Source organism: Streptomyces sichuanensis, assembly GCF_020328095.1.
GTDB classification, from domain to species: Bacteria; Actinomycetota; Actinomycetes; order Streptomycetales; family Streptomycetaceae; genus Streptomyces; species Streptomyces cinnamoneus.
Map to the genome: position 1 here is coordinate 12,328 of NZ_JAIXMK010000049.1, position 24,900 is coordinate 37,227.

Sequence of the window (24,900 nt, forward strand, 5' to 3'; positions counted from 1 at the left end):
TGCAATACCCGGAGCCTCGTTCTCCGGCGGCTGCTGAGCCTATTCTCCCCATCCAGACGCCATGTCGAGGGTCGGGGAGGACGCGCCATGTGGGCACTTCCGGCGGCGGCACGCGTGTACGTCACGTGCGCCGTACTCGCCGCCGCGGTGTGCGCCGTGCCCGCGCTGCGGGAGGCGACCACCGTGCCCTGGGGCACGGTCGTGCTCCTCGCCGGCGTCTGCGCGGCCTGCGAGCGGCTGCCACGCTGTCCCCTGACGGTGCCGGTGCTGCTCGCCGGAGCGTTCCTGCTGCCGCCGGGCGCCGCCGCGCTGGTCGCGGCGGCGGGCGGGCTCGCCGGCCGGCCCGGCCGGGAGCCGGCGGGGGTGCGGCGGCTGTGGCACGCCGCGCAGTTCTCCCTCGCCGCCGGTGCCGCCTCGTACGTCTACGGGCTGGGCGCCCCGCGCGTCCTCGCGGGGCCGGTCTTCCCCCGCGCCGTCCTTCCCGCCCTCGCCGCGGCGCTGGTCCTCGCCCTGGTCGTCGCCGCGCTCGACGGCGGCGTGCTCGTCACCGCCGAGGGCCGCTCCCCGCGCACCGCCTGGCGCCGCCCGCTGCCGGAGGTGCTGCTGCCGCCCCTGGCCCACGGCCCCACCGCCCTGCTGACCGCCGTCCTGTGGCACGGCCCCCACGGCCGCGCCGCCGCGCTGCTGGTGCTGCTGCCCATGGCCGTCACCGCCTGGGTCCTCGACCGCTGCCGCCGCGAGCGCGCCGCGCACCAGGCCACCGTCCGGGCGCTCGTCCAGGCCGTCGACCTCAAGGACCACTACACCCGCGGCCACAGCGAGCGCGTCGGCCGCGCCTCCGTGCTGATCGCCCGGGAGCTGGGCATCAGCGGCGACCGCCTCGAAGCGCTCCGCTTCGCCGGCACCCTGCACGACGTCGGCAAGCTCGGCGTCCCCACCCGCGTGCTGCGCAAGGACGGGCCCCTCACCCCCGAGGAGCGCCGCGCCATCGAGCTCCACCCCGAGTACGGCCACGAGATGGTCCGCGGCATCGGCTTCCTCGACGAGGCGCGCGCCGCGATCCTCCACCACCACGAGCGCCTGGACGGCAGCGGCTACCCCTACGGACTGGCAGGACGTCAGATCCCCGAATCGGCCAGGGTCGTGGCCGTCGCCGACGCCTTCGACGCCATGACCTCCACCCGCAGCTACAGCCGCGCCCGCCCCGTCCCCGTCGCCCTGGCCGAGCTGCAGCGCTGCTCCGGATCCCAGTTCGACCCCCGGATGGTGGCCGCGCTCTCCCGGGCGCTCGACCGCCACGGCTGGCGCCCCGCGGAGAGCGCGGCGGAGCTCTCCCCGCTGCGCCCGCCGGGCCGTACGACCCCCAGCCGAAACGTCCCTCTTGATCACTGTTCCACGGGTTCGCCCGCCTCCGGCGAGGCACGACCGGGCGGCCGCGGATGACCCGCGAGCCCCTCGTGCGGGGCGTGTACGCCGTCGCCGGCGCGGCGGCCGTCGCCGCCCTGGCCTGGACCGCCTGGCGCGGCGTCGAGCAGCCCCACGTCGCCCTGGCCTACGGGACGCTCATCGCCCTGGGCGAGGCCGCACGGCGCCGGCCCCGTCCCTCGGGCGGGGGCCGGGAGACCGCGCCCCTCGGCTCCGCGGGCACCCTCGCCTACGCCCTGCTCGGCGAGGTCGGCGGCGAGCCCACCTCGCACGGGGCGCCGCAGGTCGTCGCCGTCGTCCTCGGCGCCACCCTGGCCGGCGCCCTGGGCCGGCCCCCCGCACCGGACCGGCTCGCCCGCCGCATCCTGGGCGCCGGCTTCGCCGCCGTCTGCTTCCAGCCACTGCACACCGTCGGAGCCCTCGGCCGCTGGCCCGCCCACAGCCCCTGCTACGCGGTCTTCCTGCTCCTCCTCCTCGCCCTCACCGCCCTGTGCGACGCCGTCCTTGCCGCCGCCCTCACCCACGCCCGCCACGGCGGCGGTTACGGGGCCGCCCTGCGCGAGGAACTGCGCACCCTGCCCGGCGTCGGCTCGGCGATCGGGGCCACCGGCGCGGTGATGGCCCTGGCCGTGGCCGCCGCGGGCCTGTGGGCGCTGCCGGTCTTCTGCCTGCCCCTGCTCGTCACCCAGCTCTCCATCCACCGCTACGAGGCCGTACGGGCCACCCGCCGCCAGACCATCGCCTCCCTCGCCCGCACCACCGAGATCGCCGGCTACACCCCCGCCGGGCACGCCCGCCGGGTGGCCGCCCTCAGCCGGGCGGTCGGCCGGGAGCTCGGCCTGTCCGGCGCCGACCTCACCGTCGTGGAGTACGCGGCCCTGATGCACGACATCGGCCAGCTCTCCCTCCTCGACCCCGTGCCCGCCGGCGCGACCGAGCCGCTGCCCGCCGAACAGCGCCGCCGCATCGCCCTGCTGGGCGGCGCCGTGGTGCGCCAGACCGGCGTGGCCCCGGAGGTCGCCCTGGTGGTCGAGCGGCAGGCGGACCCGTACCGCGACCAGCCGCTCACCGCCCGCATCGTGCGCACGGTCAACGCCTACGACGATCTCGCCGGCGACCCGGCGTGCGGCCCCCTGCGCGCGCTGGAGCGGCTGCGCCTGGCGACCGCGTACGACCACGAGCCCCGGGTGGTGGAGGCGCTCGCCACGGTGCTCGCGCGCGGCCGTCCCGCCCCTCCGCCCCCGTAGCGCCCTGCAGCACCCGAAAGCCCCCGGAGAAAACCGGGCGAAGGGGGACTGGCCCGCCGAACCCACGGGTAATGAGCGGGCGTCCGAAGGGGCATGGTTGGATGCGAAGAGACGCAGAGAATGGCGAGAATGCGGAAAACGGGGGGTGTCGTGCGCGCTCGCTTCGGCAAGGAGGTGTGGTGGGCACCGCTCCCCGGAGTCGAGGAGTGGTGGGGCGCCGTCCGCGCGGACGGCGGCCGTCACCCGGTCCATCCGGCGTGGTCGCACGCAGAAACCGGCAGGCGGGAATCGTGAGGATCTTCGGCAGGGTACGGCACCGGCCTTCCGCCTCGTGGCGGCAGGCCACCGACCGTGCCTTCACGCTCATCGGGGACGGCCGGTACGAGGACGCGGGCGCGCTGCTCACGCGCGCGGCCGACATGGAGCCGTGGCTGTCCGAGTCCTGGTTCAACCTGGCCCTGTTGCACAAGTTCCGGCACGACTGGGAGCAGGCCCGGGCCGCGGGCCTGCGGGCCGTGGCGCTGCTGGACCGCGAGGCGGGCGCCCCGGACTGGTGGAACGTGGGCATCGCCGCCACGGCCCTGCAGGACTGGCCGCTGGCGCGCCGCGCCTGGCAGGCGTACGGGCTGCGGGTGCCCGCCGAGGGCGGCCCGGCCGCCGAGCCCGTCGGCATGGAGCTCGGCAGTGCGGCGGTGCGGCTCTCCCCGGAGGGCGAGGCCGAGGTCGTCTGGGGCCGCCGGCTGGACCCGGCGCGGATCGAGGTGCTCTCCATCCCGCTGCCGTCCTCCGGCCGCCGCTGGGGCGAGGTGGTGCTGCACGACGGCGTTCCGCACGGCGAGCGCGTCACCGCCGCCGGGCCGTCCTACCCCGTCTTCGACGAGATCGAGCTGTGGGCACCCTCTCCCGTCCCGACCTGGGTGGTGCTCCTGGAGGCGGCCACCGAGGCCGACCGGGACGCCCTGGAGCGGCTCGCGGCCGACGCCGGTTTCGCCGCCGAGGACTGGTCCTCCTCCGTGCGCCTGCTGTGCCGCACGTGTTCGGAGAGCCGGATGCCCAGCGACGAGGGCGACGGCGAGCACCTCGACCCGCACGACCACAGCGAGCCCGGCCATCCCGGCCCGCTGGGCCACCGCACCGCCGGCACCGGCTCGGGCTCCCTGTGGGTGCCCGAGCGCGAGTGCGGCATCGCGGCGCCCGCCGGGCTCGTCCGCGGCCTGCTCGACGGCTGGGTCGCCGACAGCCCCGACACCCGTGAATGGCGCGATCTCGAAGAGGTCTGCTGAGCGGCCGACAAGGGGCCCCTTACACTGTATGGGGCCCTATGGATTCAGGGCAGGACAGTGCTTTCGGGTTGCGAGAGAGGCATACGGCGGACATGGCGCAGCAAGACACTGAGCAGTCGGTGAACGAAGAGCCGAAGGAGTCCGGCGAGTTCGTCGTGGACACCGAGGACTGCGAGGCGCGTGAGCTCGCGCACCGTGAGCGCGGCACCTCCCGGCCGATCACGGTCGTCGGCAACCCCGTCCTGCACAAGGAGTGCAAGGACGTGACGGAGTTCGGCGACGAGCTCGCCCAGCTGATCGACGACATGTTCGCCAGCCAGCGCACCGCGGAGGGCGTGGGCCTGGCCGCCAACCAGATCGGCGTCGACCTCAAGGTCTTCGTCTACGACTGCCCGGACGACGAGGGCGTCCGCCACGTCGGCCACGTCGTCAACCCCGTCCTCGACGAGCTGCCGGCCGGCCGCCGCGTCCTCGACGACTCCAACGAGGGCTGCCTGTCGGTGCCGACGGCCTACGCCTCGCTGGCCCGCCCCGACTACGCGGTCGTCCGCGGCCAGGACATGCACGGCAACCCGATCGCCGTCGAGGGCACCGGCTACTTCGCCCGCTGCCTGCAGCACGAGACGGACCACCTGTACGGCTACCTGTACATCGACCGCCTCTCCAAGCGCGACCGCAAGGACGCGCTGCGCCAGATGGCGGAGGGCACCCCGCGCTACCCGGTCGTCGCCAACGACTGACCCTCGTGCAGCACGCGTGTGGGGGGCGCTCCTGCGGGAGCGCCCCCCACACGCGTCGTACGGCTAGGCGGGGAAGTCGTCGGCCTCGAAGAGCCGGCGCACCTCGACCTCGCCCTCCCGGAAGGGGATGCGCCGGGCCCACTCCAGGGCCTCGTCCATGGACCCGGCCCGGATGACCCAGAAGCCGGCGACCTGGTCCTTCGCCGGGCCGAAGGGCCCCTCCGTGACGACGGGCGCGCCGTCGGAGTACGTCACCCGCGCACCGTCGGACGTGGGGTGCAGACCGTCGCCGGTGAGCCACGCCCCGGCCTCGGCCAGCTGGTCGTTGTACTGCCCCATCTCGGCGATCTGCTCCCGGGTCGGCAGCACGCCGCCCTCGGAGTCCTCGCTCGCCTTGACGATCATCATGAAACGCGGCATCGCGTGCCTCCCGTCGGTCCGGACCCGCTGTGGGTTCCCGGACGGGAGACACGCGATGCGACGTGCCGGCGGAATTAGCCCGCCCGGCTCAGAACTCGTCGTCGAACGCGACCGTGCCCTCGACGGCCACCTGGTACGCGGACGCGCGGCGCTCGAAGAAGTTGGTCAGCTCCTGGACGTTCTGCAGCTCCATGAAGGAGAACGGGTTCTCCGAGCCGAAGACCGGCGCGAAGCCCAGGCGCTGCAGGCGCTGGTCGGCCACGCACTGGAGGTACTCGCGCATGGACTCGGTGTTCATGCCCGGCAGGCCGTCGCCGCACAGGTCGCGGCCGAACTGCAGCTCCGCCTCCACGGCCTCCTTCAGCATGTCGGTGACCTGCTGCTGGAGCTCGTCGTCGAAGAGCTCGGGCTCCTCCTGGCGGACGGTGTCCACGACCTCGAACGCGAAGTTCATGTGCATGGTCTCGTCGCGGAAGACCCAGTTGGTGCCGGTCGCCAGGCCGTGCAGCAGGCCGCGGCTGCGGAACCAGTACACGTAGGCGAAGGCGCCGTAGAAGAACAGGCCCTCGATGCACGCGGCGAAGCAGATCAGGTTGAGCAGGAAGCGACGGCGGTCGGCCTTCGTCTCCAGCCGGTCGATCTTCTCGACCTCGTTGATCCACTTGAAGCAGAACTGCGCCTTGTCGCGGATGGAGGGGATGTTCTCCACCGCGTCGAACGCGGCCGCGCGCTCCTCCGGGTCGGGCAGGTAGGTGTCGAGCAGCGTCAGATAGAACTGGACGTGCACGGCCTCCTCGAAGAGCTGCCGCGACAGGTAGAGGCGCGCCTCGGGGGAGTTGATGTGCTTGTACAGCGTCAGCACGAGGTTGTTCGCCACGATCGAGTCGCCGGTCGCGAAGAACGCGACCAGGCGGCCGATCATGTGCTGCTCGCCCGGGGACAGCTTGGCGAGGTCGGCGACGTCGGAGTGGAGGTCGACCTCCTCCACGGTCCAGGTGTTCTTGATCGCGTCGCGGTAGCGGTCGTAGAAGTCCGGGTACCGCATGGGGCGCAGCGTCAGCTCGAAGCCGGGGTCGAGCAGGTTCTTCTGGCGTTCGGTGGACATTACTGGCAAGCCTCGCAGGACTCGGGGTTCTCAAGGGAGCAGGCGATGGCGTCCGCGTCGGGCGCGGCCTGCTGCACGGGGATGGTGGCGGCGGGGGCGCCGGAGCCGGACGCGGCGCGGGCGATCCGGGTGGCCGGGCGGGAGCGCAGGTAGTACGTCGTCTTGATGCCCTGCTTCCAGGCGTACGCGTACATCGAGCTGAGCTTGCCGATGGTGGGCGAGGCCATGAAGAGGTTCAGCGACTGGCTCTGGTCCAGGTACGGCGTACGGGCCGCGGCCATGTCGATCAGGGCGCGCTGCGGGATCTCCCAGGCGGTGCGGTAGAGGTCGCGCACCTCCTGCGGGATCCACTTCATGTCCTGGATCGAGCCGTTGGCGTCGGTCATCGCGTCGCGGGTGGTGCGGTCCCACACGCCGAGCTTCTTCAGGTCGTCCACCAGGTAGGTGTTGACCTGCAGGAACTCGCCCGAGAGGGTCTCGCGCTTGAAGAGGTTGGAGACCTGCGGCTCGATGCACTCGTAGACGCCCGCGATGGAGGCGATGGTCGCCGTCGGGGCGATCGCCAGCAGCAGCGAGTTGCGCATGCCGACGGCGGCGATGCGGGCGCGCAGCGCCTCCCAGCGGTCCGCCCAGCCGGCCACCGCGTTCGGGTAGTGGTCGGGGTGCAGCACGCCGCGGGCGGTGCGGGTGGCCTCCCACGCCGGGTGCGGGCCGTGCCGCTCGGCGAGGTCGGCGGACGCCTCGTACGCCGCGAGCATGATCCGCTCGGAGATGCGGGTCGACAGCTCCTTCGCCTCGGCCGAGTCGAAGGGCAGGCGCAGGCGGAAGAAGACGTCCTGCAGGCCCATCAGGCCCAGGCCCACCGGGCGCCAGCGGCTGTTGGAGCTGCCGGCCTGCTCGGTCGGGTAGAAGTTGATGTCCACGACGCGGTCGAGGAAGGTGACGGCCGTACGGACCGTACGGTCGAGCTTCTCCCAGTCCATCTCGCCGTCGGCGCCCAGGTGCTGGGCCAGGTTGACCGAGCCCAGGTTGCAGACCGCGGTCTCGCCGTCGTCGGTGACCTCAAGGATCTCGGTGCAGAGGTTCGAGGAGTGGACGACCGCGCCCTTCTCGGCCGTCTGGTTGGCCGTGCGGTTGGCGGCGTCCTTGAAGGTCATCCAGCCGTTGCCGGTCTGCGCGAGGGTGCGCATCATGCGGGCGTACAGCACGCGGGCCGGGACCTGCTTGACGGCCTTGCCGGCGGCCTCGTAGGCGCGGTAGGCGGCGTCGAACTCGTCGCCGTAGAGGTCGACCAGGTCCGGGGTGTCGGCGGGGGAGAAGAGCGACCAGTCGGCGTCGGCCTCGACGCGGCGCATGAACTCGTCCGGGATCCAGTGCGCGATGTTGAGGTTGTGGGTGCGGCGGGCCTCCTCACCGGTGTTGTCGCGGAGCTCCAGGAACTCCTCGATGTCCGCGTGCCAGGTCTCCAGGTAGACGCAGGCCGCGCCCTTGCGCCGGCCGCCCTGGTTGACGGCGGCGACGGAGGCGTCGAGGGTGCGCAGGAACGGCACGATGCCGTTGGAGTGGCCGTTGGTGCCGCGGATCAGCGAGCCGCGGGAGCGGATGCGCGAGTACGACAGGCCGATGCCGCCCGCGTGCTTCGACAGGCGCGCCACCTGGTGGTAGCGGTCGTAGATCGAGTCCAGCTCGTCCAGCGGGGAGTCCAGCAGGTAGCAGGACGACATCTGGGGGTGGCGCGTGCCGGAGTTGAAGAGCGTGGGGGAGGACGGCAGGTAGGAGAGCGTGCTCGTCAGGCGGTACAGCTCCGCGACGTCCTCCAGCGCCCGCTCGGAGTGGTCCTCGGCCAGGCCGCAGGCCACGCGCAGCAGGAAGTGCTGCGGGGTCTCGATCACGTCGCGGTGGATCGGGTGGCGCAGCAGGTAGCGGCTGTGCAGGGTGCGCAGGCCGAAGTAGCCGAAGCGGTCGTCGGCGCCGTCGACGAGGGCCTTCTCGACCAGCTCGTCCAGGCGCGCGGCGTGCTTGGCCACGAAGGCGGCGGTCTCGTCCGCGATGAGGCCCTCGCGGTGGCCGACGGCCACCGAGGCGGAGAAGGACGTCGCGCCCTGGCCGGCCGCCTCGTCGGCGATGGCGAGGGTGAGCAGCCGGGCGGCGAGGCGGGAGTACTCCGGCTCCTCGGCGATCAGGCCGGCGGCGGCCTCGGTGGCGAGGGAGCGCAGCTCCGCCTCGTCCGAGGCGGCGCTGCGGCCGCGCAGCGCGGCGGCGGCGACCTTGCCCGGGTCGGTGGCGGGAAGGTCTGCGGTGAGATCGGTCAGGGTGCGCAGCAGCGCGGTCCCGGGACCGCCGGTCGCTTCCGCGTTCTCTGAGACCGGATCGGCGGGCGCGATGGTCACGTGTGGCTCTCCCTCGCTCGGCTGGGGTGGGCCGGGCGGGAGAGCGCGACGGTCGCGTACGGGCATGCCGCTTGCACCGGGGCATGACGCGTAGGCGTCCCGTCGGCCCAACCCGCGGGGCCCGGACGAATTCAACGCCCATAGCCGAGCCCAGGGCAGGCTCGGTGGCGGACGCTGCTGCCGGCAGGTCCTCGGACTTCGGGTGCGCTGGGTATATGCGCACACATACACCGTTGCGGGACAGTTCCGGATTTCCACCGGATTCCCCTGCGACGACAGCGAGGATGAGCATACATCTAGTGCCGGGCCCCGTACGCGCCCCCACATGTTGTGTCGTCCCGTCATGGGCCGGTCGCGGAATGTGCTATCGGAGGGCTCCTGGAGGGCAAGCGGAAAGGGCCGTCACGCCCCCTGGCGGGGGTGTGACGGCCCTCGGGTGGAGGGGGGTGGGTCAGTGCCCGCCGGGGGCTCCCACGGTGGCCGGGGGGAGGTCCGTGCGGACGCCCGGGTCGCCGGCGTCGGCCGTGTAGTCCGACGGCTTCGTCTGGTCGGCCCCGTCGGGTGCCTTCAGGGCCTTCAGGACGAACGTGGCGACGATGACGACGATCACATTGAGAACGAACGCCGTGAGTCCGATGTACCCCTTCTCGCCGATGAACGGGATGAGGTTGGTGTTCCCGAAGTGATCCTGGGTGGCGCTCGGGGTGTCGTACGCCCGCCACGTCCCGTACGTCATGCCGACGGCCCAGCCCGCGAGCAGCGCCCAGCGGTGGCACCAGCGGGTGAAGAGCCCGCCCACGAGCGCGGGCACGGTCTGCAGGATCCAGATGCCACCGAGCAGCTGGAAGTTGATGGCGACCGTTTTGTCCATGGTCAGGACGAAAACGAGGGCGCCGACCTTGACGAGGAGCGATGCGAGCTTGGAGACCTTCGCCTCGTGTTCGGGCGAGGCGTCCGGTCTGAGGAAGTCCTTGTAGATGTTGCGCGTGAAGAGATTTGCGGCGGCGATCGACATGATGGCGGCCGGTACGAGCGCGCCGATGCCGATGGCCGCGAAGGCCACGCCCGTGAACCAGTCCGGGAACATGTCCTCGAACAGCTGCGGGATGGCCAGCTGGCCGTTCTTGACCTTCACCCCGGCGGCGATCGCCATGAAGCCGAGCATCGCCAGCAGGCCCAGCATCAGGGAGTAGAGGGGAAGGATGGTGGTGTTGCGCCGGATGACGTTGCGGCTGCGGCTGGAGAGCACCGCCGTCACGGAGTGCGGATAGAGGAAGAGGGCCATCGCCGAGCCGAGGGCGAGGGTCGCGTACGCCCACTGCGCCTGCGGGGCGGTGACGAGCGAGCCGCGCGGTTTTCCGGTTGCCGGGTTTTCGGCCGCGAACGCGTGACCGGCCTTCGCGAAGATGTCGTCGAAGCCACCCAGCTTGATCGGGATGTACACGATCGCCACGATGATCACGATGTAGATCAAGGTGTCCTTGACGAAGGCGATCAGCGCGGGCGCGCGCAGCCCGGAGGAATAGGTGTAGGCCGCGAGCACGCCGAAGGCGATGAGCAGCGGCAGGTCCTTCACGAACCAGTTGGTGTTCTCGCCGCCGCCCACGCCCATGACGTCCAGGACGGCCTGGATGCCGACCAGTTGCAGGGCGATGTACGGCATCGTGGCCAGGATTCCGGTCAGCGCGAGGGCGAGCGAAAGGCCCTTGGAGCCGAAACGGCCCCGCACGAAGTCGGAGGAGGTCACATAGCCGTGCTTGTGGGAGACCGACCAGAGCCGGGGCAGGAAGGTGAACACCAGCGGATAGCAGAGGATCGTGTAGGGCACCGCGAAGAAGCCCGCCGCGCCGCCCGCGTAAATGGCCGCCGGGACCGCCACGAACGTATAAGCGGTATAGAGGTCGCCGCCCAGCAGGAACCAGGTGACCCAGGTGCCGAAAGAACGGCCGCCGAGCCCCCATTCGTCGAGATTGTTCGCGTTCTCCGCACGCCGCCACTTCGAGGCCATGAAGCCCATCACGGTGACGGCCAGGAAGAAGACGATGAAGACGGTGAGCGCGACACCGTTCACGCCGTCCTTCACCGGGACTCACCCCCCTCGTGCGCCCGGGTGCGCCGCCGCTCGTGACGGCGGACGATGACGTAGGCGGTGACGGTGAGCAGCGTCGAGAGGACCACCCACAGCATCTGGTACCAGTAGAAGAAGGGAATGCCGATGAAGGCCGGGGTGAGCCGGGAGTACGAGTCGACCCAGAGCATCGCCGCGAACGGCAGCGCCAGGCACACGCCGGCGACGACCAGCGGCAGGCTGACGGCCTGTCTGGTGGGGCTCCCCGGTGGCTGAGCGGGTGGTTCCGACATGCGTGACTCCGTCCCCTGAGCGATCACTTGCGTAATGCGCAGGAATTTAGGGGAGGCAGCCTCCGGACGTCACCCCCCATCCGCATATCGGAACGGCAACACCCGTGGCGCTCCAGGGATTCGGATGGTTGAACTCCGCCCGAACCGTGCGCGGGGGGCTTGCGACGACGGGGCGCGTCGGGCGCCGTGAGGGGCGCAAGTGCCCCTCTATGCGCCCTGTTTGAGGAAAATAAAGTCTGTCATCAGCAAGTAATGTGTGGGTAAAGTATTGGTCGCGGCCGCACCGGACAATCGGACCGGCGGCCGTCGGCGCCCCCTTGCCGCGGCGCCCGAACCAGGCAATGCCGATCCACATGACCCGACCCGACCACACCGCGTCCCGAACTGCGAGACGCAGGAGGCAGGCCACCATGAAGTCGCTCATCGACAACGCCCGATCCTTCGCGAGTCACGTCGCCGAGAACGCCGAGAGCTTCCGCGCCCTGGAGGCCGGACAGTCGCCCGAGGCCCTGTTCATCAGCTGTTCCGACTCGCGCGTCGTGCCGTCCCTCATCACGGGCGCACGCCCCGGCGAACTCTTCGAGCTCCGCACCGCGGGCAACATCGTGCCCGAGTACCACCACGACCACCCGGCCGGGGAGACGGCCACCATCGAGTACGCCGTGCGCGTCCTGGGCGTCCGCGACATCATCGTCTGCGGTCACTCCCACTGCGGCGCGGTGACCGCCATCGTGCAGGACGACGAGCTCTCCTCCGCCCCCGCCGTGCGGGGCTGGCTGGAGCGTGCCGTACCGCGGGCCGTGCGGGCCCCGCGGAGTCAACTGGCCCCCGTCTCCGCCGACATGGCCGAGGCCGTGCAGCACCACGCGGTGGCCCAGCTCGAACGGCTGCGCGCCTACCCGTGCGTGCGCGAACGCATGGCGGAAGGGCTGCTGTCCCTTCACGCCTGGTACTACGAGGTCCACACCGGTGCGGTCAGGGCGCACCGGCCCGGCGGCGGCCGCTCGTTCGGGCCGCTGTAGCAAGCGGTTCCCAGCGAAGCACCGCTCAGCACTCCGCCGTGCACGACACCTTGAATCACAAGGAACCCTCACCCATGTTCTCCACCCTCAAAGACCCTCCCGCCCTGCGGCGTGACGCACTCGCGTCGCTCGTCGTCTTCCTGGTCGCCCTCCCGCTGTGCGTCGGCGTCGCCGTCGCCTCGGGCGTGCCGGCCGAGCTCGGACTGATCACCGGCATCGTCGGCGGCCTGGTCGTCGGCGCCATGCCCGGCAGCACCTTCCAGGTCAGCGGCCCGGCGGCCGGTCTCACCGTGCTCGTCTTCGAAGCCGTGCGGGAGTTCGGGCTCGGCACCCTCGGTGCCATCGTCCTCGTCACCGGCCTGCTCCAACTCGGCCTGGGCGCCCTGAAGTTCGGCCGCTGGTTCAGAGCGATCTCCGTCGCCGTCGTCCAGGGCATGCTCGCCGGCATCGGACTCGTCCTGCTGTTCGGCCAGCTGTACACGATGGCCGGGGTCCGGCAGCCGCGCTCCGGCCTGGAGAAGATCGCCGGGATACCGGGACTGGTCGCGGACGTCGTCACCGACCGGGACGCGCTGGTCTCCTTCGCGGTCGGCGCCGGGACCATCGCCGTCCTGGTGCTGTGGAAGAAGCTCCCGGCCAAGGCCCACCTGGTCCCGGCCCCGCTGGTGGCCGTCGCCCTGGCCACGGCCGTGACCGCGCTGGGCGGCCTGGACATCGCCAACGTCGAGGTGAACGGCCTGTTCGACGCCATCCAGCCGCCCGGCCTGAACGACATGACGAGCCTGGCCAGCGTCGCCGCCCTGGGCACGGTCCTGGCCTTCGCCCTGATCGCCTCGGCCGAGACCCTCTTCAGCGCCGCCGCGGTCGACCGCATGCACGACGGTCCCCCCACCCACTACGACAAGGAGCTGATGGCCCAGGGCGTCGGCAACACCGTCTGCGGCATCCTCGGCGCCCTGCCGATGACCGCGGTCATCGTCCGCAGCTCCGCCAACGTCCAGGCCGGCGCCCGGACCTCGCTCTCGCGCGTGCTGCACGGCGCCTGGCTGCTCCTGTTCGCCGTCCTGCTGCCGGCCGCCATCGGCGTCATCCCGCTGGCCGCCCTCGCCGGCGTCCTGGTCCACGCCGGCTGCAAGCTGGTGCCGTTCAAGGACCTGCCCCCGCTGTGGCGCGACCACCGCGGCGAGGTGGTGATCCTCGCGGTCACGGCCGTCGCGATCGTGTCCACCAGCATGTTCGAGGGCGTGGTGCTCGGCCTGCTGCTCGCGGTCGTGAAGTCGGCGTGGGAGACCTCCAAGGTCGGCGTCGCCGTCGACGACAGGACGGACGGCCGGGTGCTGGTCACCCTGACGGGCAACGCCACCTTCCTCCGGCTGCCCCCGCTCCTGGACACCCTCCACGCCCTGCCCCGCGACCGGCCGCTGGAGCTCGACCTCTCCGGCCTGCGCCACCTCGACCACGCGTGCCGCACCGCACTGGAGGTGTGGGCGGCACGGCACAACGCGGACGGGACGGAGCCGATGCGGCTGCGCCACCGGGAGGAGCTGACCACGGCGGCCTAGCCGGCCGCGTCCGGCACCGCCGGCACCACCGCCGGGGTGGCCGGGGAGCCGGGGCGGGCCTCAGCGGCCCGACTCGGCCCCCCGGCCGACGGCCATGACCATGACCGAGCCGACGACGACCAGGCGGTCGGTCAGCGCGTCGATCTGCTGCCGCTGCTCGGGCGGCAGGTGCCAGTCCTCCCACCACGAGGTCTCCTGCTGGCTCGCGGGGCCGGTCCACTCGGCCTCCCACGCCTGGGCCAGCTGCGCCGACAGCGGTGCGACCGACCGGGCCAGCCCGGCGTAGGCGCCGAGCAGCGCCATCATGTGGCTGTCCGGCAACCATGCCTGCCAGGCGGCGAGCATCTCGTCGGCCAGGCGGGCCACGTCCTCCAGCCACAGCACGTGCTGCGTGCCCCAGCCCTGAGGGGTGGGGCACGCGGGCATGCCCGGCAGGAGACGCTGCTCCAGCCCGTCACGGCGGGCGAAGAACTCCCGTCCGAGGGCCAGCTCGTAGTCCGAAGGGGTCCAGGAACGCTCGTTCAGAGCGATCGCGGCGGCATCGACAGCATCGACGGCTTGGCTCATTCCGACACCGTACGCGGTGATCAAGGCACTGCTCACCCCTGGGTCCCCGGGCGGACGAGCGCGCCCGCAGCACCCCGCGCCGGGGCCGCCCGCGGCCCGCGCTGCCGCCCTGCGTCGCCGGCCGCTGCAGCCTCGCCACGCTGTGCTGTTCCGGGGGCAACCCCCCGGACCCCCGGCCGTGCGGGTGGTCTCCGCCGGTGCCCCTACGTCGCCGGTCGCTGCAGCCTCGCCACGCTGTGCTGTTCCGGGGGCAACCCCCCGGACCCCCGGCCGTGCGGGTGGTCTCCGCCGGTGCCCCTACGTCGCCGGTCGCTGCAGCCTCGCCACGCTGTGCTGTTCCGGGGGCAACCCCCCGGACCCCCGGCCGTGCGGGTGGTCTCCGCCGGTGCCCCTACGTCGCCGGCCGCTGCAGCCTCGCAACGAACTTGTAGCGGTCTCCGCGGTACACCGAGCGGACCCACTCCACCGGCTTGCCCTCCGCGTCCAGCGAGTGGCGCGAGAGCATCAGCATCGGCAGTCCCACGTCCGTGCCCAGCAGGCTCGCCTCGCGGGGGGTGGCCAGGGATGTCTCGATCGTCTCCTCGGCCTCGGCGAGGTGGACGTCGTACACCTCGGCCAGGGCGGTGTAGAGGGAGGTGTACTTGGCCAGGCTCCGGCGCAGCGCCGGGAAGCGCTTCGCCGACAGGTGCGTCGTCTCGATCGCCATGGGCTCGCCGCTGGCCAGACGCAGCCGCTCGATGCGCAGCACGCGGCCGCCCGTGGCGATGTCGAGCAGGGAGGCGAGCCGGTCGTCGGCGGTGACGTAGCCGATGTCGAGCAGCTGCGAGGTGGGCTCCAGGCCCTGGGCGCGCATGTCCTCGGTGTACGAGGTCAGTTGCAGCGCCTGGGAGACCTTGGGCTTCGCGACGAATGTCCCCTTGCCCTGGATTCGTTCCAGTCGTCCCTCGACGACCAGTTCCTGGAGGGCCTGGCGCACCGTCGTCCGTGAGGTGTCGAACTCGGCGGCCAGGGTGCGCTCCGGTGGCACGGGGGTGCCGGGGGGCATGGTTTCGGTCATGTCCAGCAAGTGCCGTTTGAGCCGGTAATACTTGGGAACGCGCGCGGTCCGCGCGCCACCCGCGGTGCCGCCGCCCTCCGTCGTGCCGCCCTCGGTCGCCATGGCGTGCCTTCCCGACTCCGTTCCTGCTGCCGTCACCGGCTCCTCCGTACTTCGCGGTCACATGGTGGCACGGGCAGAGCCCGAGGGGGCCGAGAAGCCCGGGTCGACCTTGAGGTGTCGGTCCGGTAACGGAGCCGACAGCGACTCTTATACACCCTTGACACCCCAAAAGGTCTAGGCCAAGCTGCGGGCACTGGTCTAAACCATTAAAGACCATCCGGTCCTTGAGGAGAGTGCTGTGAAGCGTGGGCTCATAGCGGCGACGGGTGTCGCGGCCATGTTGGTGAGTGTTGCTGCCTGTGGGTCCAGCGACAGCGACAAGGAGACGGGTGCCGACGGTTCCCGGGGCAAGACCCTGACCGTCTGGTTCATGGATGGCTCGAATCCGCCTGCTTGGACCAAGGCCGTGCAGGCCGAGTTCGAACAGAAGACCGGTGCGAAGCTCGACATCCAGATCCAGAAGTGGGACGGCATCCAGCAGAAGCTCACCACCGCCCTCTCCGAGTCCAGCCCGCCGGACGTCGTGGAGATCGGCAACACCCAGACGCCCTCCTACGCCCAGACCGGTGGCCTCGCCGAGCTCGACGACCTCAAGAAGGAGATCGGCGCCGACTGGACCGACTCCCTCAACAAGCCGGCCGTCTTCGAGGGCAAGCAGTACGCCGCCCCCTGGTACGCCGCGAGCCGCGTCGTCATCTACAACAAGAAGATCTGGGCCGACGCCGGCATCAAGGACACCCCGAAGACCCGGGAGGAGTTCTTCAAGGACCTCGATGCCATTCAGAAGAAGGGCGATGCCGAGCCGCTCTACCTCCCCGGCCAGAACTGGTACTTCTTCGACGGCCTGACCATCGGCACCGGCGCGGACCTGGTGAAGAAGGACGGCAAGAAGTACGTCTCCAACCTCGGCGACCCCAAGGTCGCCAAGGCCATGGACGTCTACAAGCAGTACCAGTCCTTCTCCAAGGCCCCCAAGGACAAGGACGAGGCCACCCCGCAGCAGGCCGACGTCTTCGCCAAGGGCAAGACCGGCGCGTTCATCGGCATGGGCTGGGAGGCCCAGACCGCGATCAAGGCCAACCCGGAGATCGAGAAGGAGATCGGCTACTTCACCATCCCCGGTGAGAGCGCCGACAAGCCCGAGGGCGTCTTCCTCGGCGGCTCCAACCTCGCGATCTCCGAGGGCAGCAAGAAGAAGGAGCTCGCGAAGGAGTTCCTGAAGATCGCACTGTCCGACAAGAACGAGGGCGCCCTCTCCAAGGAGGTCGGCTCGATCCCCAACAAGGAAGCGCTGCTGGCCAACGTGAAGGGCAACGCGGCCGCCGAGGCCGCCGCCCCCGCGGCCAAGGGCGGCGGCACCACCCCGCTGATCCCCGAGTGGGCCGCGGTGGAGAACGCCCCCAACCCGGTCAAGGCGTACATGACGGCCGTCCTGAGCGGCAAGTCGCCCGAGGAAGCGGCCAAGCAGGTCGAGGCCGACATGAACAAGCGCCTCAGCCAGAAGCAGTGACCCGGCCGGTCGCGCGGGCGGACGCCCGTACGCCCACGCGACCGCCTCCCGCGTAACACCGTTCCACAGCTTGCACAGGGGAGAAGGCGGACGACGATGTCAGCGCAGATCGAAGAGGTGCCGGCCACCGGGCCCGCACCCCGGATCGGCAAGGGCGGCGCACCGCCGTCCCGTCCCCGCCCCGGGCGGGCCGCCCGGAGCGTCCCGTACCTGCTGATCCTCCCCGCCGTCCTCCTCACCGTGCTGCTGCTCGGCTGGACGATGGTCAAGAACGGCCTGCTGTCGCTGCAGAACCTCAACAAGCGCCAGCTGATCCGGCACGTCACCGAGTGGGCCGGCTTCGACAACTACGGCGAGGTGCTCGGCAGTTCCGAGTTCTGGTCCGTCACCGGACGTTCGGTGGTCTTCACCGCCGCCAACGTCGTGCTGATCATGACGCTCGGCTGTCTGATCGGTCTGCTGCTCGCCCGCCTGGGCGCCCGGCTGCGGCTGCTGCTCGCGCTCGGCCTCGTCCTCGCCTGGGCCATGCCCGTCGTCGCGGCGACCACCGTCTTCCAGTGGCTCTTCGACCAGCGCTTCGGCGTCGTCAACCACGTGCTGGACGCGCTCGGCTGGCACGCGATGGCCGGCTTCAACTGGACCAGCGGCCAGCTGTCCACCTTCTTCGTCATCACCGTGCTGATCGTCTGGCAGTCGATCCCCTTCGTGGCGATCAACCTCTACGCCGCGACCACCACGATCCCCAAGGAGCTGTACGAGGCCGCCTCGCTGGACGGCGCCGGCAGCCGGAAGCAGTTCACCTCGGTGACCTTCCCCTTCCTCAAGCCCTTCTTCCTCGCCACGACCTTCCTTGAGGTCATCTGGGTCTTCAAGGCGTTCACCCAGGTCTTCGCGATCAACGAGGGCGGACCCGACCGGCTCACCGAGACCCTGCCCGTCTACGCCTTCCAGGAGGGCATGGGCAGCCAGCACTTCGGCATGGGGTCCGCCATCTCCATCCTCACCATCGTGATCCTGCTGGCCCTGACCGCGTACTACCTGCGCCTGGTTCTCAAGCAAGAGGAGGACGAGCTGTGAGGCGCTCACGCTCCCTGTCCGCCGGCATCGGCCGCGTCTGGCCGGGGGCGACGGCAGTCGTCCTCTTCGTCGCCTTCGCGTTCCCCGTCTACTGGATGTTCGCCACGGCCTTCAAGGCCAACAAGGACATCGTCAGCGACACCCCCGTCTGGTTCCCGGCCAGCCCCACCCTCGACCACTTCACCAAGGCGGTCGACGCGGACGGCTTCTGGACCCTCGTGGGCAACTCGCTCACCGTCACCCTCGTCGCGGTCGGCCTCTCGCTCGTCATCGCGCTGCTCGCGTCCTTCGCCGTCGCCCGCATGCGCTTCAAGGGCCGCAAGAGCTTCATCCTCGTGATGATGATGGCCCAGATGGCGCCCTGGGAGGTCATGGTCATCGCCTACTACATGATCGTGCGCGACGCGGACATGCTGAACGGCCTGCTGCCGCTCGCCGCCATCTACACCGTGATGGTGCTGCCCTTCACCGTCCTGACGCTGCGCGGCTACGTCGCCGCCGTGCCCAAGGAGCTGGAGGAGTCCGCGATGGTCGACGGCTGCACCCGCTTCCAAGCCTTCGTCAGGGTGGTCTTCCCGCTGCTCGCCCCCGGCGTGATGGCCACCTCGCTCTTCGGCTTCATCACCGTGTGGAACGAGTTCCCGATGGTCCTGATCCTCAACAAGGACCCCGGCTCCCAGACCCTGCCGCTCTGGCTCACGGGCTTCCGCACCACCTTCGGCGACGACTGGGGCGCCACGATGGCCGCCTCCTCGCTCTTCGCCGTGCCGATCCTCATCCTCTTCGTCATCCTCCAGCGCAAGGCGGTCGGAGGACTGACGTCCGGCGCAGTGAAGGGCTAGCACTACTTCTCATGGACACGCTCACGCAGGACGCCCTCACCGTCCTCCAGCCGGGCTTCACCGGCACCACCGCCCCCGGCTGGCTGCTGCGCAGGCTCGGCGAGGGCCTGGCCGCCGTCGGCCTCTTCGGCCGCAACATCGCCTCGCCCGAGCAGCTCGCCGCGCTGACCGCACAGCTGCGCGCCGAGCGCGAGGACGTGCTCGTCGCCATCGACGAGGAGGGCGGCGACGTCACCCGCCTGGAGGTCCGCACGGGCTCCTCCTTCCCCGGCAACCTCGCCCTCGGCACGGTCGACGACACCGCCCTCACCCGGGCCGTCGCCCGCGAGCTCGGCTGCCGCCTCGCCGCGTGCGGCGTCAACCTCAACTGGGCGCCGTCCGCCGACGTCAACTCCGACCCGGACAACCCCGTCATCGGCGTCCGCTCCTTCGGCGCCGACCCGCACCTCGTCGCCCGGCACACCGCCGCCTACGTCGAGGGGCTGCAGTCCGCCGGCGTCGCCGCCTGCACCAAGCACTTCCCCGGCCACGGCGACACCGCCGTCGACTCCCACCACGACCTGCCGCGCATCGACGCGGACCTCACCACGCTGCACGCGCGCGAACTGGTGCCCTTCCGGGCGGCCGTGGCCGCCGGCACCAAGGCGGTGATGAGCGCCCACATCCTGCTGCCCGCGCTCGACCCCGCCCTGCCCGCCACCCTCAGCCCCGTCGCCCTGCACGGGCTGCTGCGCGCGCCCGTCACCCGCGGCGGCCTCGGCTTCGACGGCCTGATCGTCACCGACGGCATGGAGATGAAGGCGATCGCCGCGACGTACGGCATCGAACGCGGCAGCGTCATGGCCCTGGCGGCGGGCGCCGACGCCATCTGCGTGGGCGGCGGCCTGGCCGACGAGGAGACGGTGCTGCGGCTGCGCGACGCGCTCGTGGCGGCCGTGCGGGGCGGGGAGCTGGCCGAGGAGCGGCTCGCGGACGCCGCCGCGCGGGTGCGGTCGCTCGCGGCCTGGACCTCGGGGGCGGGTGCGGCACGGGAGGGAGCCGCACCGGCCCCGGAGGTGGGGCTGGAGGCGGCGCGGCGGGCCCTGCGGGTGACGGCCTCGCCCGGCTGGGCACCCCTCTCGGCGCCCGTGCACGTCGCGGCGTTCACGCCGCTGGCCAACATCGCCGTCGGCGACGAGACGCCGTGGGGCGTGGGCGCCGAACTGGTGCGGCTGCTGCCGGGAACGGAGACCGGGACGTACGGGCCCGGGTCGGCCGGGGCGGAAGCGGTGCTCGCGGCGGCGGGGGAGCGGCGGGTCGTCGCGGTCGTGCGCGACGTGCACCGGCATGCGTGGATGGCCGCGGCTCTGGGGACGCTGGTGGCGGCCCGGCCGGACACGGTCGTGGTGGAGATGGGCCTCAACGAGGCCCCGCCGGCGGGGGCGCTGCATGTTGCCACGCACGGGGCGGCGCGGGTGTGCGGGGTCGCTGCCGCGGAGGTCGTCGCGGGGGCGTAACCGGGGGCTCCGCCCCCGGACCCCCGGTCCTCAAACGCCGGACGGGCTGAAATTCAGCCCGTCCGGCGTTTGAGGACCGCGGCGCCGGCAGGTCCTGTAATGGGTCGGGGTTACAGGCCCTGCCAGGCCGGCTTGGCCGCGTACGTGGCGCGGAAGTAGTCGGCCAGCTTCAGCTTCGACGCGGCGGCCTCGTCGACGACCACCGTCGCATGCGGATGCAGCTGCAGCGCGGAGGCGGGCACGAACGCCGAGACCGGGCCCTCCACGCTCGCCGCCACGGCGTCCGCCTTGCCCTCGCCCGTCGCCAGCAGCACCAGGTGGCGGGCCTCCAGGATGGTGCCGATGCCCTGGGTGATGACGTGGTGCGGCACCTGGTCGATGTCGCCGTCGAAGAAACGCGCGTTGTCGACGCGGGTCTGCTGCGTCAGCGTCTTGATGCGGGTGCGCGAGGCGAGGGAGGAGCACGGCTCGTTGAAGCCGATGTGCCCGTCGGTGCCGATGCCGAGCAGCTGCAGGTCGACGCCGCCGGCCGCCGGCAGGGCGCGGTCGTACGCCTCGCAGGCGGCCTGGACGTCCTCGGCGGTGCCGTCGGGGCCCATGAAGGACGCCTCGGTCAGACCGAGCGGCTCGACCACCTCGCGCAGCACCACCGATCGGTAGGACTCGGGGTGGTCGGCGGGCAGTCCGACGTACTCGTCGAGCTGGCAGATGCGGGCGCGCGAGGCGTCGACGGCGCCCGTGCGGACCTTGGCCGTCAGCGCCTCGTAGACGGGCAGTGGGGTCGAGCCGGTGGCCACGCCGAGCAGGGCGTCGGGCTTGCGGTCCAGCAGGGCGGCGATGGTGTCCGCAATCAGTTCGCCGCCTGCCTTGGCGTCCGGAACGATGACAATTTCCACGCTGGGCCTGCCGATCTGAAGAATAAACTCGGTGGTATAGACCAATCTAGCAGAGAGTGGTCCCCGCCCATCCGGCTGGCGGGCGGCCCCCGCAGCGTGGTCGACTGGGAGCCATGACCAGGGAGCGGCCGGGCCGCCTCATGTCCGGCGAGATGACCGAGCAGCCCGTCGTCCTGCGCCGCATCCTCGACGAGGGCGCGGACCGGATCCGGGAGACCGCCGCGCGGATCGCCGCCCGCGGGCCCCGGTTCGTCCTCCTCACCGCACGCGGCACGTCCGACAACGCCGCCCTGTACGCCAAGTACCTCCTCGAAGTGCGGCTGGGCCTGCCCTGCGGGCTGACCTCCATGTCGACGACCACGATCTACGGGGCGCGGCCCGACCTCCGGGACGTCCTGGTCGTCACCGTCAGCCAGTCCGGCGCCTCGCCCGACCTCGTGGCCTCCACCCGGGCCGCACGCGAGGCCGGGGCCGTCACGCTGGCGGTCACCAACAACGCGGACTCCCCGCTGGCGGGCGTCTGCGAGCACCACCTCGACATCCTGGCCGGCCCGGAACGGGCGCTCCCCGCGACCAAGACGTACACCGCCTCGCTGCTCACCCTCTACCTCTTCGCCGAAGGTCTGCGCGGCGGCGACGGCGCGCGGGCCCGGGTGCTGCCGGAGGCGGCGCTGCGGATCCTGGAGCGCGGCGAGGAGGTCGAGCGGCTGGCGGGCCGCTACCGCTTCGCCGAGCGCATGATCCTCACCTCCCGCGGCTACGGCTACCCCACCGCCAGGGAGGCGGCGCTGAAGCTGATGGAGACCAGCTATGTCCCCGCCCTGTCCTACTCGGGCGCCGACCTGCTGCACGGTCCGCTGGCCATGGTCGACGCCCTCTCGCCCGTCATCGCCGTCGTCCCCGGGGGCAGGGCCGGCGAGGCGCTCCGGCCGGTGCTGCAGCGGCTGCGCGGCCGCGGTGCCGACCTGTTCGTCGTCGGTGGCCCGGCGGAGGTCGCCCGGGCGTCGGCCGGCTTCGCCCTGCCGGCCCCGGCCGTGGCCGAGGAGCTCCAACCGGTGCTGGAGATCCTCCCGTTGCAGATGCTGGTCCACGAGATCGCCGTCGCCCGCGGCCAGGACCCGGACGCGCCGCGGGCCCTGGCCAAGGTGACCGAGACGCGGTAGGCGCCGCGCGTCCCCGCGATGTGGCCGTAGCGCATTGTCTAGTGGCCGCTATAGAATTTGGGCCATGGCTCCCACGCGCGGACGGCCGCGATCCTTCGACCGTGACGCGGCGCTCGAACAGGCCGTCCTGGCCTTCTGGGCCCGCGGCTACGAAGCCACCTCGATCGCCGACCTCACCCGCGCCATGGGCATCGGCGCACCCAGCCTCTACGCCGCCTTCGGCGACAAGGCGGCGCTCTTCGGCGAGGCCCTCGACCGCTACCAGGAGCGGTACGGCAGCTGGGCCGTGCGTGCCGTCGAGGAGGAGCCGACCGCCCGGGCCGCCATGGAGCGGCTGCTGCGCGAGGCGGCGGCCCAGCTGACGACGGAGGGCCGGCCCCGGGGCTGCTTCCTGATCGGTGCGGGCGACCAGGGCACCACCACCAGCGGCGATGCGGAGGAGGCGCTGCGCGTGCGGCGCCGCGCGGCCACCGCGGTCCTGGAGGAACGCATCCGCCGTGGTGCGCGGGCGGGCGAACTGCCACCGGAGGAAGCCCCGGCGCTGGCCCGTCTCGTGCTCGCCGTGTTCCAGGGCATGGCCCAGCAGGCCCGGGACGGCGCGAGCCGCACGCAATTGGAAAAGGTGGCCGCGGCCGCCCTGCGGGGCTGGCCCTAGGGCGTGTCCGCAGGGCCCGGGTGGCCCTGGCGGAAGACGGGCCGCATGCTGTATGGACAAAGCCCCGTGTGCAGGTGCCACCGAATGAATACCCCGGGGTTTAGTGGGGTGTGCATTCTGTCCGCTCTTGCTGCAGGAGATCTCTGAATGTAAGTTACGCATCAGCTTCTGCGCTGAGTCGGCATGGGGGGTCGTCCGACCGTATTGCGCTGTGCATTTCCCTTTCTTTCCCCCTCCCGGATGAGAGACAGGAGAAAGGCCGGCATGGAAGCGTCAGGCGGACTTCTCGCTCGCCCCGTCGTGTTGCTGGCCGTTCACGATCCCGAATCCCGTGATTTCCTGGGTGCCGCCCTGCGCGGGGGCGGCCGGCCGTGCGTCGTGCGCGCCGTGGACGCCCGGCGACCGCTGCCGCAGTGGCCGCTGGACCGGGTGGACGTGGCCGTCCTCGCCGTGGAGCGGGGGCCGCTGCCCGCCGACGCCGTGCGGGGCCTGGCCGCCCGCGGCATCCCCGCCCTGCTCGTGGCGGCGCACTGGACGCGGCACGCCCTCGACGCGGCCTTCGCCGCGGGCGCCGCGGGCTGCCTGGTCAGGACCTGCGGGGGCGACGGCCTGGCGGCCGCGGCCGGTGCGGTGGCCGCCGGACACCGGCTGCTCTCCCCCGAACTGCTCGACGTCGACGGGCCCGCCCCCCGGCCCCACGCCGCCGCTCCCGCTCCCGCCCCCGACGGGGAAGGGCGTGCCGCCTTCCGGCGGCCCGATCCCCTGCGCACCCTCACCGAACGGGAGCGCGAGGTCTTCGCCCTGCTCGCCGCGGGCCTCAGCACCGCCGAGGCGGCGTCCTCGCTCCGGGTGGCCCCCAGCACGGTCAAGAGCCACATCTCGCACGTGCTCACGAAGCTCGGCGTCCGCAGCCGGCTCGAAGCCGTGCTGTTGATGCAGCACGCGCCGGACGGCCGGCCGTGCGGTCAGGGCTGACCGGCTCGTCCGGTCCGGTCGACGAAACGGGAAATCAATGAAACTTTCACAGCTGGCTGCTTTTGTTGCCATCGCCGACACCGGAAGTTTTACCAAGGCAGCCGATTTATTGGGTGTCAGTCAATCCGCGGTCAGTCATGCGATGGCGAGTCTGGAGGCCGAACTGCGGGTGGGAATCATGACGCGCGACCGCGGGGGCGTGGACCTGACCCAGGCGGGGCAGCGCATCATCGAGCATGCCCGTTCCGCATTACGCAACGTCGAGCAGATACGCCTGGACGCCGCTGCCGCGGCACCGCGGGGTGCCGACCGCAGGATCGTCATCGGCACGAGCCAGAGTTTCTCCCTCCAGTTACTGCCCCGGCTCATCACGGAATTCCGGGCGCGGTTCCGGAACCTGGAGATCGTGCTGCGCGAGGGAAACGACAGCAAGATCACGGAGATGTTGCACGAGCAGATGGTCGACGTCGGCGTCGTGACGCTGCCGAAACCCGGTCTGCGGACCTTCCCGCTGCTGCAGGACGAAATGTGCGTCGTTCTGCCCCAGCAGCACCGCTGGGCCTCGACCTCCGGCCTGTCGGTGCGTCAGCTCGCCCAGGAGGAGATCCTCCTTCCCACCGACGGCGTGGAACCCACCCTCCGGGCGCTGTTCGCGGCCGCCGACAGCCGGCTGAGGGTCACCCACCGCATCCAGGACCTGCAGGTCCTGCTGAGCATGGTCTCCGCGGGCATCGGGGTCACCGTGCTGCCGTCCCTGGCCCTGTCCGCCGTCTCGCCGAGTCTGCGCGCCGTGCCCTTCGAGCCCGCCGTCAAGCGCCGCCTCGGCATCGGGGTCCGCACGACGCCCGAGGAGTCGTCGGCGGTCATGGCCTTCATCACCACCGCCCAGGCGCTCGCCCGCGGCAACGAGTGGTGCGGCCGCACCGCCGGGGGCCCCGCGTTCCGCGAGGACGACGCCCTGCGGTAGCCGCCCGTCCCGGAGCCCGCCCCGGAGCCGGAGCCGGA

At 71.7% G+C, this 24,900-nt stretch carries 22 protein-coding genes and 1 riboswitch; of the genes, 14 read left to right on the forward strand and 8 right to left on the reverse strand.

Annotated features, from left to right (window positions below; genetic code table 11):
* Positions 1 to 87: 87 nt before the first annotated feature.
* The 4 genes from LE181_RS16220 to def all read left to right on the forward strand — a co-directional run bounded on the left by LE181_RS16220 (position 88) and on the right by def (position 4,695).
* Positions 88 to 1,443, forward strand: coding sequence for an HD-GYP domain-containing protein (locus tag LE181_RS16220; RefSeq protein WP_225661995.1), 1,356 nt, complete (start codon positions 88 to 90; stop codon positions 1,441 to 1,443).
* On the forward strand, positions 1,440 to 2,672 hold the full coding sequence (locus LE181_RS16225; protein WP_225661996.1) for an HD-GYP domain-containing protein: 1,233 nt from the start codon (positions 1,440 to 1,442) through the stop codon (positions 2,670 to 2,672). Before LE181_RS16220 ends, LE181_RS16225 begins: the two co-directional genes overlap by 4 nt.
* A gap of 290 nt (positions 2,673 to 2,962) precedes the next feature.
* On the forward strand, positions 2,963 to 3,955 hold the full coding sequence (locus LE181_RS16230) for a tetratricopeptide repeat protein (RefSeq protein WP_225661997.1): 993 nt from the start codon (positions 2,963 to 2,965) through the stop codon (positions 3,953 to 3,955).
* Between the two features lie 92 nt (positions 3,956 to 4,047).
* Positions 4,048 to 4,695, forward strand: coding sequence for a peptide deformylase (def, locus tag LE181_RS16235; RefSeq protein ID WP_225661998.1), 648 nt, complete (start codon positions 4,048 to 4,050; stop codon positions 4,693 to 4,695).
* A gap of 63 nt (positions 4,696 to 4,758) precedes the next feature.
* On the opposite strand, the gene LE181_RS16240 is transcribed toward def, so the two are convergent.
* The 5 genes from LE181_RS16240 to LE181_RS16260 form a co-directional block, all read right to left on the reverse strand.
* Positions 4,759 to 5,115: a YciI family protein gene (locus tag LE181_RS16240; RefSeq protein ID WP_225661999.1), complete on the reverse strand. Its 357-nt coding sequence runs from the start codon at positions 5,113 to 5,115 to the stop codon at positions 4,759 to 4,761.
* An 88-nt stretch (positions 5,116 to 5,203) separates the two neighbouring features.
* On the reverse strand, positions 5,204 to 6,220 hold the full coding sequence (locus LE181_RS16245; protein WP_225662000.1) for a ribonucleotide-diphosphate reductase subunit beta: 1,017 nt from the start codon (positions 6,218 to 6,220) through the stop codon (positions 5,204 to 5,206).
* Positions 6,220 to 8,610, reverse strand: coding sequence for a ribonucleoside-diphosphate reductase subunit alpha (locus LE181_RS16250; RefSeq protein ID WP_225662001.1), 2,391 nt, complete (start codon positions 8,608 to 8,610; stop codon positions 6,220 to 6,222). Before LE181_RS16250 ends, LE181_RS16245 begins: the two co-directional genes overlap by 1 nt.
* A 177-nt stretch (positions 8,611 to 8,787) precedes the next feature.
* A riboswitch (adenosylcobalamin-variant (AdoCbl-variant) riboswitch) is annotated at positions 8,788 to 8,889 on the reverse strand.
* Between the two features lie 172 nt (positions 8,890 to 9,061).
* Positions 9,062 to 10,693, reverse strand: a complete 1,632-nt coding sequence (mctP, locus tag LE181_RS16255) for a monocarboxylate uptake permease MctP (RefSeq protein ID WP_225662002.1) — start codon at positions 10,691 to 10,693, stop codon at positions 9,062 to 9,064.
* Positions 10,690 to 10,971, reverse strand: a complete 282-nt coding sequence (locus tag LE181_RS16260) for a DUF3311 domain-containing protein (protein WP_225662003.1) — start codon at positions 10,969 to 10,971, stop codon at positions 10,690 to 10,692. The genes mctP and LE181_RS16260 overlap by 4 nt, the downstream gene beginning before the upstream one ends.
* A 410-nt stretch (positions 10,972 to 11,381) precedes the next feature.
* On the opposite strand from LE181_RS16260, the gene LE181_RS16265 reads away from it, so the two are divergent.
* A complete protein-coding gene (locus tag LE181_RS16265) occupies positions 11,382 to 11,993 on the forward strand; it encodes a carbonic anhydrase (RefSeq protein WP_225662004.1) in 612 nt (203 codons plus the stop codon).
* Positions 11,994 to 12,067: 74 nt separating this feature from the next.
* On the forward strand, positions 12,068 to 13,555 hold the full coding sequence (locus tag LE181_RS16270) for a SulP family inorganic anion transporter (protein ID WP_225662005.1): 1,488 nt from the start codon (positions 12,068 to 12,070) through the stop codon (positions 13,553 to 13,555).
* A 60-nt stretch (positions 13,556 to 13,615) separates the two neighbouring features.
* Here the strand turns inward: LE181_RS16270 and LE181_RS16275 are convergent, their stop codons facing one another.
* Positions 13,616 to 14,122, reverse strand: coding sequence for a hypothetical protein (locus LE181_RS16275; protein WP_225662006.1), 507 nt, complete (start codon positions 14,120 to 14,122; stop codon positions 13,616 to 13,618).
* Positions 14,123 to 14,513: 391 nt separating this feature from the next.
* Positions 14,514 to 15,281 (reverse strand): GntR family transcriptional regulator, encoded by a 768-nt coding sequence (locus LE181_RS16280; RefSeq protein WP_225662007.1) that lies wholly within the window; start codon positions 15,279 to 15,281, stop codon positions 14,514 to 14,516.
* A 238-nt stretch (positions 15,282 to 15,519) separates the two neighbouring features.
* Here LE181_RS16280 and LE181_RS16285 point away from each other — a divergent pair, with 238 nt between their 5' ends.
* The 4 genes from LE181_RS16285 (at position 15,520) to LE181_RS16300 (ending at position 20,206) form a co-directional block, all read left to right on the forward strand.
* Positions 15,520 to 16,791, forward strand: coding sequence for an extracellular solute-binding protein (locus LE181_RS16285; protein ID WP_225662008.1), 1,272 nt, complete (start codon positions 15,520 to 15,522; stop codon positions 16,789 to 16,791).
* A gap of 96 nt (positions 16,792 to 16,887) precedes the next feature.
* Positions 16,888 to 17,868 carry a carbohydrate ABC transporter permease gene (locus tag LE181_RS16290; protein ID WP_225662009.1) on the forward strand — a complete coding sequence of 327 codons (981 nt, stop codon included), beginning with the start codon at positions 16,888 to 16,890 and terminating at the stop codon, positions 17,866 to 17,868.
* Positions 17,865 to 18,710: a carbohydrate ABC transporter permease gene (locus LE181_RS16295; RefSeq protein WP_225662010.1), complete on the forward strand. Its 846-nt coding sequence runs from the start codon at positions 17,865 to 17,867 to the stop codon at positions 18,708 to 18,710. Before LE181_RS16290 ends, LE181_RS16295 begins: the two co-directional genes overlap by 4 nt.
* 11 nt (positions 18,711 to 18,721) lie before the next feature.
* Positions 18,722 to 20,206, forward strand: a complete 1,485-nt coding sequence (locus LE181_RS16300) for a glycoside hydrolase family 3 protein (RefSeq protein ID WP_225662011.1) — start codon at positions 18,722 to 18,724, stop codon at positions 20,204 to 20,206.
* 110 nt (positions 20,207 to 20,316) lie between these two features.
* Here LE181_RS16300 and nagB read toward each other — a convergent pair whose 3' ends face one another.
* Positions 20,317 to 21,102, reverse strand: coding sequence for a glucosamine-6-phosphate deaminase (gene nagB, locus LE181_RS16305; RefSeq protein ID WP_225662012.1), 786 nt, complete (start codon positions 21,100 to 21,102; stop codon positions 20,317 to 20,319).
* Positions 21,103 to 21,215: 113 nt separating this feature from the next.
* Between nagB and LE181_RS16310 the strand changes: the two genes are divergently transcribed.
* From LE181_RS16310 to LE181_RS16325, 4 genes are all read left to right on the forward strand, one after another.
* Positions 21,216 to 22,265 (forward strand): SIS domain-containing protein, encoded by a 1,050-nt coding sequence (locus tag LE181_RS16310; protein WP_225662013.1) that lies wholly within the window; start codon positions 21,216 to 21,218, stop codon positions 22,263 to 22,265.
* 64 nt (positions 22,266 to 22,329) lie between these two features.
* The gene (locus LE181_RS16315; RefSeq protein ID WP_225662014.1) at positions 22,330 to 22,920 is read left to right on the forward strand and encodes a TetR/AcrR family transcriptional regulator; all 591 of its coding nucleotides are present in this window, start codon (positions 22,330 to 22,332) and stop codon (positions 22,918 to 22,920) included.
* A gap of 264 nt (positions 22,921 to 23,184) precedes the next feature.
* Positions 23,185 to 23,895, forward strand: coding sequence for a helix-turn-helix transcriptional regulator (locus LE181_RS32460; RefSeq protein ID WP_308103140.1), 711 nt, complete (start codon positions 23,185 to 23,187; stop codon positions 23,893 to 23,895).
* A 37-nt stretch (positions 23,896 to 23,932) separates the two neighbouring features.
* Complete coding sequence (locus tag LE181_RS16325) at positions 23,933 to 24,862, forward strand: LysR family transcriptional regulator (protein WP_225662015.1); 930 nt, start codon at positions 23,933 to 23,935, stop codon at positions 24,860 to 24,862.
* Positions 24,863 to 24,900 lie beyond the last annotated feature (38 nt).

Bases quoted from the DNA above. Each gene is read 5' to 3' on its own strand.
- LE181_RS16325 (WP_225662015.1), top strand. From the start codon at position 23,933: ATGAAACTTTCACAGCTGGCTGCTTTTGTTGCCATCGCCGACACCGGA.
- LE181_RS16260 (WP_225662003.1), bottom strand. From the start codon at position 10,971: ATGTCGGAACCACCCGCTCAGCCACCGGGGAGCCCCACCAGACAGGCC.
- LE181_RS16265 (WP_225662004.1), top strand. From the start codon at position 11,382: ATGAAGTCGCTCATCGACAACGCCCGATCCTTCGCGAGTCACGTCGCC.
- LE181_RS16310 (WP_225662013.1), top strand. From the start codon at position 21,216: ATGACCAGGGAGCGGCCGGGCCGCCTCATGTCCGGCGAGATGACCGAG.
- LE181_RS16280 (WP_225662007.1), bottom strand. From the start codon at position 15,281: ATGGCGACCGAGGGCGGCACGACGGAGGGCGGCGGCACCGCGGGTGGC.
- LE181_RS16220 (WP_225661995.1), top strand. From the start codon at position 88: ATGTGGGCACTTCCGGCGGCGGCACGCGTGTACGTCACGTGCGCCGTA.
- LE181_RS16270 (WP_225662005.1), top strand. From the start codon at position 12,068: ATGTTCTCCACCCTCAAAGACCCTCCCGCCCTGCGGCGTGACGCACTC.
- LE181_RS16300 (WP_225662011.1), top strand. From the start codon at position 18,722: ATGGACACGCTCACGCAGGACGCCCTCACCGTCCTCCAGCCGGGCTTC.
- def (WP_225661998.1), top strand. From the start codon at position 4,048: ATGGCGCAGCAAGACACTGAGCAGTCGGTGAACGAAGAGCCGAAGGAG.
- LE181_RS16225 (WP_225661996.1), top strand. From the start codon at position 1,440: ATGACCCGCGAGCCCCTCGTGCGGGGCGTGTACGCCGTCGCCGGCGCG.
- LE181_RS32460 (WP_308103140.1), top strand. From the start codon at position 23,185: ATGGAAGCGTCAGGCGGACTTCTCGCTCGCCCCGTCGTGTTGCTGGCC.
- LE181_RS16245 (WP_225662000.1), bottom strand. From the start codon at position 6,220: ATGTCCACCGAACGCCAGAAGAACCTGCTCGACCCCGGCTTCGAGCTG.
- LE181_RS16240 (WP_225661999.1), bottom strand. From the start codon at position 5,115: ATGCCGCGTTTCATGATGATCGTCAAGGCGAGCGAGGACTCCGAGGGC.
- LE181_RS16275 (WP_225662006.1), bottom strand. From the start codon at position 14,122: ATGAGCCAAGCCGTCGATGCTGTCGATGCCGCCGCGATCGCTCTGAAC.
- LE181_RS16315 (WP_225662014.1), top strand. From the start codon at position 22,330: ATGGCTCCCACGCGCGGACGGCCGCGATCCTTCGACCGTGACGCGGCG.
- LE181_RS16290 (WP_225662009.1), top strand. From the start codon at position 16,888: ATGTCAGCGCAGATCGAAGAGGTGCCGGCCACCGGGCCCGCACCCCGG.